Origin of the sequence: Vibrio profundi, from assembly GCF_005281835.1 — a bacterium.
GTDB lineage: Bacteria > Pseudomonadota > Gammaproteobacteria > Enterobacterales > Vibrionaceae > Vibrio > Vibrio profundi.
On sequence record NZ_RZIS01000001.1, the window covers coordinates 25,979 to 39,385 of the forward strand.

11 protein-coding genes are annotated in these 13,407 nt (G+C 45.2%); 10 read left to right on the forward strand and 1 reads right to left on the reverse strand.

Translation table 11 applies throughout. The annotated features are described in order from the left end of the window. Window positions 1–12 precede the first annotated feature (12 nt). From rnc to ELZ11_RS00185, 8 genes are all read left to right on the forward strand, one after another. Complete coding sequence (rnc, locus tag ELZ11_RS00150; RefSeq protein ID WP_137355357.1) at window positions 13–690, forward strand: ribonuclease III; 678 nt, start codon at window positions 13–15, stop codon at window positions 688–690. Beyond that, complete coding sequence (era, locus tag ELZ11_RS00155) at window positions 683–1,654, forward strand: GTPase Era (protein ID WP_137355358.1); 972 nt, start codon at window positions 683–685, stop codon at window positions 1,652–1,654. The genes rnc and era overlap by 8 nt, the downstream gene beginning before the upstream one ends. Before the next feature lie 103 nt (window positions 1,655–1,757). Further along, complete coding sequence (gene recO / locus ELZ11_RS00160; RefSeq protein ID WP_137356235.1) at window positions 1,758–2,486, forward strand: DNA repair protein RecO; 729 nt, start codon at window positions 1,758–1,760, stop codon at window positions 2,484–2,486. Further along, complete coding sequence (pdxJ, locus tag ELZ11_RS00165) at window positions 2,483–3,220, forward strand: pyridoxine 5'-phosphate synthase (RefSeq protein ID WP_137355359.1); 738 nt, start codon at window positions 2,483–2,485, stop codon at window positions 3,218–3,220. The genes recO and pdxJ overlap by 4 nt, the downstream gene beginning before the upstream one ends. A gap of 30 nt (window positions 3,221–3,250) precedes the next feature. Further along, a complete protein-coding gene (acpS, locus tag ELZ11_RS00170) occupies window positions 3,251–3,631 on the forward strand; it encodes a holo-ACP synthase (RefSeq protein ID WP_137355360.1) in 381 nt (126 codons plus the stop codon). Window positions 3,632–3,754: 123 nt separating this feature from the next. Next, window positions 3,755–5,011, forward strand: coding sequence for a hypothetical protein (locus ELZ11_RS00175; protein ID WP_137355361.1), 1,257 nt, complete (start codon window positions 3,755–3,757; stop codon window positions 5,009–5,011). An 11-nt stretch (window positions 5,012–5,022) separates the two neighbouring features. Further along, window positions 5,023–5,433 (forward strand): hypothetical protein, encoded by a 411-nt coding sequence (locus tag ELZ11_RS00180; protein WP_244291585.1) that lies wholly within the window; start codon window positions 5,023–5,025, stop codon window positions 5,431–5,433. Next, complete coding sequence (locus ELZ11_RS00185) at window positions 5,426–6,661, forward strand: GGDEF domain-containing protein (protein ID WP_137355362.1); 1,236 nt, start codon at window positions 5,426–5,428, stop codon at window positions 6,659–6,661. The genes ELZ11_RS00180 and ELZ11_RS00185 overlap by 8 nt, the downstream gene beginning before the upstream one ends. Window positions 6,662–6,708: 47 nt before the next feature. On the opposite strand, the gene barA is transcribed toward ELZ11_RS00185, so the two are convergent. Beyond that, window positions 6,709–9,501, reverse strand: coding sequence for a two-component sensor histidine kinase BarA (barA, locus tag ELZ11_RS00190; protein WP_137355363.1), 2,793 nt, complete (start codon window positions 9,499–9,501; stop codon window positions 6,709–6,711). Between the two features lie 165 nt (window positions 9,502–9,666). On the opposite strand from barA, the gene rlmD reads away from it, so the two are divergent. Both rlmD and relA read left to right on the forward strand, forming a co-directional pair. Continuing rightward, window positions 9,667–10,992, forward strand: a complete 1,326-nt coding sequence (rlmD, locus tag ELZ11_RS00200) for a 23S rRNA (uracil(1939)-C(5))-methyltransferase RlmD (RefSeq protein ID WP_137355364.1) — start codon at window positions 9,667–9,669, stop codon at window positions 10,990–10,992. Between the two features lie 107 nt (window positions 10,993–11,099). Further along, a complete protein-coding gene (gene relA, locus ELZ11_RS00205; protein ID WP_137355365.1) occupies window positions 11,100–13,322 on the forward strand; it encodes a GTP diphosphokinase in 2,223 nt (740 codons plus the stop codon). Window positions 13,323–13,407 lie beyond the last annotated feature (85 nt).

The window sequence follows — 13,407 nt, forward strand, 5'->3', positions numbered from 1 at the left end:
CATCGAGAGAGCATGAATTCTCCAATTGATAAACTAGAGAGAAAGATCGGGTATCAGTTTAATGATTCCGATCTGATCCACTTGGCGCTGACTCACCGCAGCGCCGCAGGTAAACATAACGAACGTCTTGAGTTTCTGGGCGATTCAATTTTAAGTTTTGTTATCGCTGATGATCTTTACCACCGTTTCCCTAAGGTGAATGAAGGTGACATGAGCCGCATGCGTGCGACATTAGTACGTGGTCATACATTGGCAGAACTAGGTCGTGAATTCGAACTAGGAGATTACTTAAAATTAGGTCCAGGTGAGTTGAAGAGTGGCGGTTTCCGTCGTGATTCTATTCTAGCGGATGCTGTTGAAGCGATCATCGGTGCTATCTATCTAGATAGTGATACGGAGACGGTTCGCGGTATTATTTTAAGCTGGTATCAATCTCGCCTAGAGTCTATTCAGCCTGGTGTATCTCAAAAAGACCCGAAAACTCGCTTACAAGAGTTCTTGCAAGGTCGAAGAAATCCGCTACCTGTCTACACAGTGACTAATATTAAAGGTGAAGCACACAACCAAGAGTTTACGGTTGAGTGTGAAGTGGCAGGTGTGGATAAACCTGTTATCGGTAAAGGCACTAGCCGCCGCAAGGCAGAACAAGCGGCTGCTGAAACAGCATTAGAGCAACTAAGCAATGTCTGATAACAACCAAGAATTCGATATCGATGCATTCTTTGCATCTGATAACAAAGAACCTAGCCTACCGGAAAACCAACACTGTGGTTTTATCGCAATCGTCGGTCGTCCGAACGTAGGTAAATCGACACTTTTGAACCATATTCTGGGTCAAAAGATCTCTATTACTTCGCGTAAGCCGCAGACTACTCGCCACCGTATTATGGGTGTTGAAACAGAAGGCGATTACCAGGCGATTTATGTTGATACTCCAGGACTTCACATCGAAGAGAAGCGTGCGATTAACCGTTTAATGAACCGTGCGGCGAACAGCTCATTGAGTGATGTTAATCTAGTGTTTTTCCTTGTCGACGGTACCCACTGGACTGAAGACGATGAAATGGTTCTGAACAAACTGAAGAAGACCGATTTCCCAGTAGTATTGTGCGTGAACAAAGTGGATAACGTACAAGACCGTACTGACGTGATGCAGCATATGATGCAAGTATCTAAGAAGATGGACTTCATCGATGTTGTGCCAATTTCAGCAAAGCACGGTAAGAATACCGATGTATTGCGTAAGCACGTTCGTGAGCACTTACCAAAAGCGACGCATCACTTCCCAGAAGAATACGTAACAGATCGCTCTCAGCGTTTTATGGCGTCTGAAATTATTCGTGAAAAGCTAATGCGATTCACTGGTGATGAGCTGCCGTATTCTGTGACAGTTGAAATTGAACGCTTCGATTACAACCCAGATAATGATGGTTTCCACATCAATGCACTGATTCTTGTTGAACGTACTGGTCAGAAGAAAATGGTGATTGGTAAAGCAGGCGAGAAAATCAAAACGATTGGTCGCGAAGCACGTATCGATATGGAAGAGTTATTCGGCCGTAAAGTTTACTTAGAAACTTGGGTTAAAGTGAAGTCAGGTTGGGCTGATGATGAGCGTGCGCTACGTTCACTTGGCTACATTGACGATCTATAATTAGGTTAACGCTCGCTTTCTCAAAGTAGAAAGAAAGCACCTAATTAGTAAGGAAGAGAGAGTGTTTGCTCTCTCTTTTTGTATCTGGAAGAAGGGTAAGGTATTGAGCGAAGGCTTACAGCGATGTTTTGTGCTGCACCGCCGACCATACAGTGAATCGAGCCTAATCTTGGACGTGTTTTCCGAGGAGTACGGCCGGCTCACCTTGATGTCGAAAGGGGCTCGCAGCAAGCGATCCAATTTAAAAGGTGCACTGCAGCCTTTTACTCCACTGTTGCTGAAATGGTCGGGTAATAGCTCAATGAAAACGTTACGCCAAGCTGAGCCAATCAGCCTAGGGCTTCCTCTTACGGGTATCAATTTATATTCGGCGATGTACGTCAATGAATTGATAGGGCGGGTATTGATGGCGGAAGTGCCTATGCCCGCACTTTTTCACGACTATCTTCATGCTTTAACAGAACTCGCTCATAATGAGAATCCAGAGCCTGCGCTGCGCCGTTTTGAATTGGCTCTATTGTCTGCAATGGGATACGGAGTCGACTTTTTGCATTGTGCAGGAACCGGAGAACCTATCGACCCAACAATGACTTATCGCTACCGAGAGCAAAAAGGCTTTATCGCGTCGGTGCGTAGAGATAACTTAACGTTTGTTGGCGATGAACTCATTGCAATCAGTGAGCGAAGGTTTATCACTAAAGAGCAGTTAAAAGCAGCAAAACGCTTTACACGTATAGCATTAAAGCCGTATCTTGGCGGCAAACCATTAAAAAGTAGAGAACTGTTCCTACCTAGAACAGGTCTTCCCAGAGCACGGAGTGTTGGAAAATGAGCTCAATCCTTTTAGGCGTCAATATCGATCACATCGCAACGTTACGAAACGCGCGTGGAACTAAATACCCAGATCCTGTTCATGCAGCTGAAATCGCTGAGCGTGCAGGCGCGGATGGCATTACGATTCACCTGCGTGAAGATCGTCGTCATATTTTAGATCGCGATGTACGTATTTTGGCTGAAACGATACAAACTCGTATGAATTTAGAGATGGCAGTGACCGATGAAATGGTTGAGATCGCTCTAAATACGAAGCCTGAGTTCGTATGTTTAGTGCCTGAAAAGCGTGAAGAGCTGACTACCGAAGGTGGTTTGGATGTGGTTGGTCAACTTGAAAAAGTAAAAGCTGCAACTCAAACACTGTCAGAAGCGGGTATCAAAGTTTCGCTTTTCATTGATGCCGATCGTGAGCAAATTGATGCGGCCAAAGCTTGTGGTGCGCCATTCATTGAACTTCATACTGGTCATTACGCTGAAGCGAAGACAGAAGAAGATCAACAAGATGAGCTGAAGAAAATTGCAGCGGGTGCAAGCTACGCTGACGATCTAGGTATTACAGTAAACGCTGGGCACGGCCTGACTTACCACAATGTGGCACCAATTGCGGCACTACCTGAGATTTATGAACTGAATATCGGCCACTCTATTATGGGACGTGCAGTTTTTGATGGCTTGAACAAAGCGGTAGCTGATATGAAAGCTATCATGGAACACGCGCGCAGCAACGCGTAATCAAGCATATTTGAGTTGGTAAGGTAATAAATGGCTGTTGTAGGACTTGGAACTGACATCGCTGAAATCGAGCGAGTAGAAAAGGCGTTAAATCGAAGTGGGGAGGCGTTTGCTAAGCGTATCCTTGCGGAATCTGAATTTCTTGTCTTTCAACAGCTAAAGCAAAAAGGTCGCTACTTAGCTAAGCGTTTCGCCGCTAAGGAAGCGGCTTCTAAAGCGCTCGGCACAGGTATTGCCATGGGGGTAACTTTCCATGACTTTGTGATTGCTAACGACGAAAATGGTAAACCGATCTTAACGTTACATAACAAAGCTTCTCAAATTGCAGAGCAAATGAAAGTGTGCTCTGTACATTTAACCATTTCAGATGAACGTCACTATGCAGTGGCGACAGTGCTACTTGAGTCCTAATATTAGAACTACAGTTTGAGTTAACTGAGCACAGCCACAACTCGTTTCTATATTTTGGTTTCTCGCGTGGAGAAACCGTGTCCACTCCGTTAGCTCGCGAATCGTCCTTTTGGGAAGCGACTAATGACGATGAATCTTTCTCGGGCACTCTCTTTATTACTCTACGGCCTCTTCAGCGGCAACGTAATGTCTGAATCTCTCACTGTGTCAGGTTTTGGCACCGTAGCGTACAGCTATGAAAATGAAGATGACCTCAGCTTCCTACGTGATTTATCACATCAATCTGAACCCGATAATAATGGGCAGTGGCTTAGTGATAGCCGGTTAGGTTTACAGCTCGATTATGTGTTTAATCAACAATGGCGTGCAACCGTTCAGGCTGTCGCTAAACACAGTGCGAGTGATGAGCTTTCCGACATGCTCACCTTAGGCTTTATCGCCTACCGCCCATCAGATGTCCTTGAGTTAAGAGCAGGGCGGTTCGGGCTAGACGCTTTCTGGGCAACTACCACACGTGATATCGATTATGGCCATATTTGGATTCGTCCACCGACAGAAGTATATGGTTGGATTTCCCTTCAAGCGCTAGACGGCATAGATTTGACATACACATTGGCGCCTGGTGAGTCTGATTGGCACCTAGGAGCGCAATATGGTGTCGTCAGAACCACTTATGATCCAACCTCTGGTGATGCTGTTGAATCTACGGGCACGGAAACCATGGGCATTTCCATTAAGTATGTGTCAGGGGATTGGCGAGCGAGAGCGGCAATACTGAGGGTTGGCAACTTCGACATTGAAAGAAATACGCAAACGGAGTCGGTACGTAGCGCATTGTCGAGTGTGGCTTCACTCGGTGGTGCTATCGGTGTTGAAGCGGACCAATATAATCAGTTGCTCGTTGTCGAAAATGAAGAATTCTATTATTCACAAGTAGGGGGAGAGTATTTTGATGGGCGCTGGAAGATTTTGTCTGAAGTTGTGTCGATAGCCTCAAAGTCCAATAACCCTGCTTTGCCATCTGGTATCGGCGGGTACGTCAACCTCGCTTATTATTGGAAGCAATGGACACCTTACACTATAGCTTCCACTTTCCGCCCCGATGTCGATGCTTTGACTGCAAGTAATGATTGGTCGGGGTTAGGGCTCGATACTTTACAAAGCAGTGTTATATCAGGTTTAAACAGCACTCGGGTCGATCAAAGCACGATTGCGCTTGGTATTCGCTGGGACCTGGCAAAGAACCTGGCGGTAAAAGCGCAGGCTGACTTCATCTCTATTGCTGAAAATGGTTATGGGTTGTGGGTCAGTGGAAATGCAAAACAGAGTTCGTCAAGTTCTGTTCAGCTCTACACCTTATCGATGAATTTTATATTTTGACGGGAGGTAAGATGAGAGCATTGACGTTGATATTTTGTTTGCTTATTAGCCCGATGTCTTGGTCGAATATCTATGTGGTGGTGAGCCCAAATAGTCAGATTGAAACGATCACAAAAAAGGAACTCGCAGCGTTATATCTAGGGCGAAAGCGAGCGGTGGAATCAGGCGTTTCTCTTTATGCTATCGACCGTGATGGTGAGTTACGATCCGAGTTCTTCCAATATATTTCCAATATGTCGATTAATCAAATTGATGCTTATTGGGCAAGGTTGCGCTTTTCAGGTCGAGTTGCTCCACTCAAGTTATTGGATGAAGCTGGGGAGTTGAAACAATACTTAATCGAAAACCCTAAGTTCATTGGTTATCTGAGTGAAGAGCCTAAGCAAGATGAACTTAAAGTCGTGATGGTTATTTATGACTAAACTTCGCCGCTCACTTTCTAACAAATTACTGGTGGTGGTTGCATTAACTGCATTGGCATATATGTCGGTGGCGATATTGGTCATTTCGACCAATGGTTTAGACAAACTTCGACATCAACACATAGAACTGCAGAAGAAGTTAGTGTTAACGGTCTCGAGCTCTGCAGCGATCGCTATGTACGCCAATAATGAGCAGATCGCGTTAGAGGTGTTGGACTCTTTGTTACTTCATAAAGAGATCAAAGGGGCGCGTTTAGTTGGGGTTGATGGAATCGAATTTGAGGAAAACAAGTTTACCTCAAATGAGCAAAGGTACTGGCAACTGGCTCGCTCTTTCGAGTTAATATCTCCGGTAGACGATAGCGTAATTGGACACATTTTATTGCACGACGATCTTGAGGTTATTAAACAACGGACGATTGATGCGATCTTGTATCAAATCAGCTTTTTGTTCATTCAGCTTGCTGTGGTGTTCATTGTGCTCATGGTTGTGGTGAAAAAAATTGTTGGAACCCCATTAACTGAGTTGGCAAACACACTGTCTAACGTTACCCCGGGCCATGCTGAAAAGCTGACTACGAGCGCTAAAAATGAAGGCAATGAAATAGGCTTGGTTGTTCGGAGTATTAACCAATTTGTTGAATCCACTAACGAAGCGATCCAAAGAGAAACCCAGTTACGAATGAAGCTAGAGGATCTCGAACAACACTACCGCAATATGGCATTGATAGATGGCTTAACTGGGCTTAAAAACCGTTTAGGGTGTGAACGTTTTATTCGCCAATTAGATGCACCGTATTTGGCTGTTTTAGTGATTGATCTTGATGGGTTTAAAGCGATCAATGATGAGCATGGGCATTCGTCTGGTGATGTAACATTAACTGTGATTGCAAAGCGCTTTCTTCAAGTCGTAGGGAAGAAAGCCGAAGTCGGGCGAATGGGCGGCGATGAGTTTGCGGTTTTCATGCCGCTAGAAGAAAATGATGTCGATATGCTTCATACCGTGGCGTCGGAGTTAATTCGAGTGGCCGCGAAAGATATTGAATTGGAAAATCATCGGCAGGTAGCGGTGGGAGCGAGTGTGGGAATTAGTGTGGGGGCTTTGAGTGGTATTGCCATTGAGACGATTATTCACCAAGCTGATCTCGCCATGTATCACGTTAAGGAGCATGGAAAAAACAATTTCTATTTTTATGATGATTTAGCCATGATGTCGGCGCAGTTGTAACGGCGTTACTACCACAAGCATCCCTATGATAATAACGCCGCTTCAAGTTAACTCAGGTAGTGGACTGCAGTCGCTTTAACCTTATCAAGCTCATCTTGGAGCTCAAACAGCTCTGGCTCGACGTCTTCAATCGATGTGCCCGATCTGAGCTCTTTTTCGAGCGTAGCGCAGATTGATTTCAACCTCGGAACGCCACTGTACGAACTACTGCCGTGCATTTTATGGATCACGTGGATGAGTTCTTCCACCGAGTAATCGTTGTCGTCGATGGCCTGTTCTGTAACGGCGTAGACTTCAGGTATGAAATCCACCAGCATCTGTAACATGTCGCGCGCAAGGTCTTCTTTATTCGCTGCTTGTTTTAATGCTGCCTGCCAATCAATGATGATGTTTTTGTGTTCGCTGACCAGCGGTTCATCAAGATCAGGTGCAACATCGACGGCTGGGTGTTCTGGCGCAATCTTGTCGACTTGCTCTTCAGAAGCATTTGGGTTCCAGTGTACCAAAACCTGCTGTAACACATGCTCTTCAATTGGTTTGGTCAGGTAATCATCCATTCCTGCGGCGAGTAAACGGTCTCGCTCACCGGACATTGCATGTGCGGTTACAGCGATGACAGGAGTTGTTGCATTATTTTCAAGCGCCTTGATGTGCTGACAAGCGGTGACCCCGTCCATTTGCGGCATTTGAATGTCCATAAATACCAGATCAAACTTAGACTCTTTAGCTCTATCGATGGCTTGCTGACCGTTAGTACAACCTATCACGGTTTCTACTCGTTCCTTGAGTAGCGCGGTGATCAGTTTTAGGTTCGCTGGGTTGTCGTCTACCGCCATTACTTTCAGTGGTAGTTTTTCTTCACTATGAGTCACCAATGCTGGCGGCAATAATGTAGGCGTCTGTTTAGACGTTAGTGTCTGCAGCAGTTTCTTACGTGACAATGGCTTCGTCAGGCATTGCACATCAAGTGAGTTCATTAGCTGTTCACCTAGCGCTAATTCAGTGCTAGGGGTACCAATAATCACATTCTGTGAGGCTTGCAGTGCTCGATTTGCCCATGCTGTGACAGTTTCCAATTGGTAAGTCTGATTTGCGGCAAGGTTGAGCAATACATAGTCGTACTGTTCACTTTCTTCCGGCATCACAGAGCGATAGGTCACAACTAACCCTTCTTGAGTTAGGAGTTGCTGCGTGATCGAAGCTGCTTGCATGTTAGGTTCAATCAATAGTAACTGCTTACTTTGGAGCGTTTGTGTTTCGATTAGGTCACTCATCGGCATTTCAGTCGACGCTAAGCGTAGCGTAAACCAGAAAGTTGAACCTTGGTGCAGACGGCTGGTTAAGCTTATTTCGCCACCCATTTGACCAACCAGTTTTTGAGTGATGACTAAGCCCAACCCTGTACCACCGTAACGACGAGAAATACTTGCATCGGCTTGGCTGAAGGCTTGGAAAAGTTGTGCTTGTTGGCGCTCTGAAATACCAATACCGGTATCGCGCACCATGAATTGCAGTTCGATCGCGTCTTCAGACTGAGAACGCAGTTCGACACTAATATCGATGTTGCCACGCTCGGTAAACTTGATTGAGTTACCGACCAAGTTGGTAAGAATCTGTTGAATACGTAGCGGATCACCGACTAAGCCAGGTGGGATCTTAGGATCGACTTTCAGGGTTAGTTCTAAGCCTTTTTCATGGGCGCTGGTGGCTTGAAGGTTAACCACTTCTTCAAGGCTTTCTTGGAATTCAAATGGAATGTTCTCAAGTGCGAGTTTGCCCGCCTCCAGCTTCGAAAAATCCAAGATATCGTTGATGATATTGAGTAGGTTGTTTGCTGATTTCTCAATAGTTTGTAAGTAATCGGTTTGGCTGTTCGAAAGCTGCGTTTTTAGCATTTGACGAGTAAAACCAATAACACCATTTAGCGGAGTTCTTAGCTCGTGAGACATATTGGCTAAGAATTCAGATTTCACTCGTGCCGCTTCTTGCGCTCGTTTTTTCGCGATATCGAGTTCAACGTTTTGAATCTCTAATTGTTCTAGAGTTTCTCGTAAATCAGAGGTTGCTTGGTCGATACTGTGCTGCATTTCTACGTGGTATTCCGATAGCGATACGGCCATCGCATTGATACCATTTTTTAGTGAATCGAGTTCACCGTGCATTTTGCCTTCAATACGCACATCCAGATGACCACGACGAATCCGGTCTACCATATTCTTCATATGGGTGATTGGTTGGGTGACATCATGCATTAAGCGAAAGGCAAAAACGCCAGACAAACCTAAGCCCAACACTAAAACCAAAAACGCCGAGAATACTTCTTGGTACTGCTGCAAACGCAGCGATGATAGATCTAGTTCAATGGCAATGTAACCAATGGCTTGATTGGATTGAGATTGGCCATTGGCAGAATTAATATACTGACCTTCGGCGATAATTGGGGTTCGTAGAATTAGGGTGTTGTCGATTAAGTATGAAGAGCTTAAATGTGGGATCGGTTGGTCTTTAGGGTAAGTTAAGCTTTCAAAATCAGGGTGAAAGTTTGAGGTTACAAACAGCTCATGTCTTTCATCGAATACCGCGATGCTTCGTACTAGTTTGGAGTTTTTTCGGTGAGCATAGCTGATGAGCTGTCGAACGGACTCTCGGCTCTCAAGTTGCATGCCGGATTCACTGGCAATCGCCAGCGGTTCGATAATGCTCGTACCGGTATTAATCACCTGACCTTCTAAGTCTTGATAGCGATTAAAAGAGAAAAATGCACTCAACAACAGCCCAATAATCAGGGTTGGCGCTAGAGTTAAGGTAATTACGCGGGCTCGTAAGCCATATCTGGTCATGTTCTTTAATTACATCGAGGTCTGGATATGGGAAAATAACGGCACTAAGGCGGTTAAGTAAGCAGTAAGCTTAATCAAAGCCGCTTCGTTCGACAATGATTCCAAGACAGAATAGTGAGTCTTGGATTGAAAATAATAATTTGATCAGCATTTTAGGCACAAGCAATGGCACGTTTTTTTCAACCAAAAAAGAAAACTCAATTCGAGACCAAGCATCAATCGGTATTGGTTGAACGTATGGATCACAATGGCGCTGGTATCGCTCATCAGGGGAAGATGCCTGTTTTTATTGATGGCGCATTACCGGGTGAGCAAGTTGTGGTTCAGTTGACTGAAAGCAAAAGCAAATATGCACGCGCTAAGTTGATTAAAATTTTAAAGCCAAGCGATAAACGTATCGAACCATTTTGCCCCCATTTTAATCAATGTGGTGGTTGTCACCTTCAACATCTGGATTATGCCTCTCAGTTGGAGCACAAAGGGCAATCTTTGAGTCATCTGATGAATCTGTACACCACAGATGAGACAGAGAAAGCAGAAGCTGTGACCGGAGAAGAAAAAGGTTATCGCCGACGCGCGCGTATCAGTTTGTTTGTCGATAAGAAGACAAACAAACTTCAATTTGGCTTTCGGAAAAAGCAGAGTAAGCAGATTGAAAACATCACTGACTGTGCAGTCCTTGAACCAAGCCTTAATGCTTTGCTGCCTAAGCTAAAAACTTTACTGAACACTTTCAGCAATCTTACGTCTTTAGGACATGTGGAATTGGTGCTGAGCGACACTGGCCCTGTGATTGTTCTGCGTCACATGAAGACATTAGCGGATAAAGATCAGCAAGCGCTAGTTGAGTTAGCTTTAGCTCATCATGCTACGCTATTTTCCATGCCTGAGAATGCTAAGCTGGTGCTACTTGCTGGCGATGAGCCAAGTTATAGCGAAACAGGCGTGAAACTGCCATTTTCCCCAAGTCACTTCATTCAAGTGAATCAGCAAGTGAACCAAAAGATGGTGGCGCAAGCGATAGAGTGGTTAAACCCAACAGAAGGAGAGCGAGTGCTCGACTTATTTTGTGGTTTAGGGAATTTCAGTTTACCGCTGGCGAAAAAGGCACAACATGTGGTTGGCGTTGAAGGTGTTGACGAAATGGTTCAACAAGCGGCAGCCAACGCTAAAGTGAATGGCTTAAGTAACGTTGAATTTTATCAAGCGAATTTAGAAGAAACGCTTTCCTCACAGCCTTGGGCAAGGGAAAAGTTTGACAAAGTGTTACTGGATCCCGCAAGAGCGGGGGCAAGTGGTATCGTAGATCAAATTTCTGCGTTAGGGGCACACAGCGTGGTTTATGTTTCATGTAATCCTGCTACCCTTGCTAGGGACAGTGAAAGCCTCAAGAAACAAGGTTATCAACTAACCAAACTGGGCATGTTGGATATGTTCCCGCATACCAGTCATCTTGAGTCTATGGCACTATTCGTCAAGGCTAAAAAATAGATTTAGAAATACGACCTAAGCAGCGTATCTTCATCAGTATGAGAAGAACTAACTTGGAATCGGTTAGTCATACTGAATTGGGTAAACATAAGAACTAGGAAGAAAAGATGGTTGCGGTACGAAGCGCACATTTAAACCCAAGCGAACAGTTTGAGCTAGAGAGTTGGATTACCTCACTTAATCAAGATGCCAAAACATCGAATAAACTGATCAAAGTTTATCGCCATTGCGAAGAGCTATTGGTGAATCATGAGCATGCTTCACTATTGTTATGGCGTGGCCGTGAAATGATCGAAATTTTGGTGACGCTTTCCATGGACAAAGCAACGCTGGTTGCAGCGCAGCTGTTTCCGGTCGTCTCTAGTGGTGCATTTGAACGCGAACTGTTTGAAGAAAGCTACGGTAAAGAAATCATTAAGCTGATTGATGGCGTTGAAGAAATGGCCGCTCTTGGCCAGCTTAATGTCACCCTAGAAGGCAGTGCTGCTTCTGGGCAAGTGGATAACGTGCGTCGCATGTTACTAGCGATGGTCGACGATTTCCGCTGCGTGGTTATCAAACTAGCAGAGCGAATTTGTAACCTTATTGAAGTGAAAAAAGCACCCGATGAAGTGCGTAGAGCGGCAGCGAAAGAGTGTGCCAATATCTATGCACCACTGGCTAACCGTTTAGGTATTGGTCAACTTAAATGGGAAATCGAAGATTACGCATTCCGCTACCAGCAGCCCGATACATACAAGCAGATTGCCAAGCAGCTATCTGAGCGCCGTATTGTCCGTGAGCAATACATTACTGATTTTGTCGATGACTTAACTTCAGAGATGGGCAGCTCAAGCATCAATGCTGAAGTCAGTGGACGTCCTAAGCATATCTACAGTATCTGGCGAAAAATGCAGAAGAAGAGCTTAGCGTTTGATGAGCTTTTTGACGTGCGTGCGGTGCGTATCATCGCAGACCAATTACAAGATTGTTATGCAGCATTAGGTGTGGTTCACACCAAATACAAGCACCTCCCAAGTGAGTTCGACGATTATGTCGCGAATCCAAAACCGAATGGTTACCAATCGATTCACACTGTTGTACTTGGTCCAGAAGGCAAAACCATTGAAATCCAGATCCGAACCAAGCAAATGCATGAAGATTCGGAACTGGGTGTTGCTGCGCACTGGAAATACAAAGAAGGTGCCTCGGCAGCTCGTAGCGGTTACGACGAGAAGATCACATGGCTACGTAAGCTGATAGATTGGCAAGAAGAGATGTCAGATTCTGGCGAAATGCTGGATGAAGTTCGAAGCCAAGTGTTTGATGATCGCGTTTATGCCTTTACGCCGCGTGGTGATGTGGTCGATTTACCAATGGGGGCAACGCCATTGGATTTTGCATACCACATTCATTCTATGGTTGGTCACCGTTGTATCGGTGCCAAAGTGGCAGGTCGAATCGTTCCGTTTACCCATAAACTGACGATGGGCGACCAAGTTGAAATCATCACTCAGAAAGAACCAAACCCTTCACGTGACTGGTTAAACCCAACACTTGGTTTTGTTCATTCTGGCCGAGCTCGCGCCAAGATTAATGCGTGGTTCCGTAAGCAAAGCCGTGAGAAAAACTTAGAAGCGGGTCGTGAGATCTTAGAAGCGGAGCTAGCCAAGATTGGCGCAACGCTGAAAGATGCCGACCAGTACGCAGTGAAACGCTTTAATGTAAATACCCCAGACGAATTGTATGCGGGTGTGGGCAGCGGTGATCTACGTATCAACCAAGTCGTCAATCACATCAATGCATTGGTGAATAAGCCGACGGCGGAAGAAGAAGACCAAAAAGCCTTAGAAAAGCTTCAAGAGACGGAAAACAAACCCGCCCAGCAGAGCCGCCCTCAAAAAGATGCGGTGGTTGTTGAAGGGGTCGATAATTTAATGACTCACCTTGCGCGTTGTTGCCAACCGATCCCTGGGGATGTGATCAAAGGTTATATTACCCAAGGACGTGGCATCTCGGTTCACCGAGGTGACTGTGAGCAGCTAAGTGAGCTAAGTCATCATGCGCCAGAACGTATTATTGATACCGTTTGGGGCAGTGGTTTTGTCGGCTCTTATATTCTGACACTTCGTGTTGAAGCATTAGAGCGTAGCGGGCTTTTGAAAGACATTACGTCTCTGTTCTCGAATGAGAAAATTAAAGTGACAACGATGAAAAGCCGCACGGATTACAAGCGACAAATGTCAGTGATGGATTTCGATCTTGAGTTAACTAACATTGAAGTATTGAGCCGTGTATCGAGCCGAGTTGAGCAGATCAAAGATGTTATGTCGGTTAAACGCTTAGGCTAAAATTCTCGTCATACTTGAAGCTGGTGGCGTTGTGTGCTGTCTGCGCGCACTCCGGAGTGCTGGCACAGGCTCATCATATAGGCAA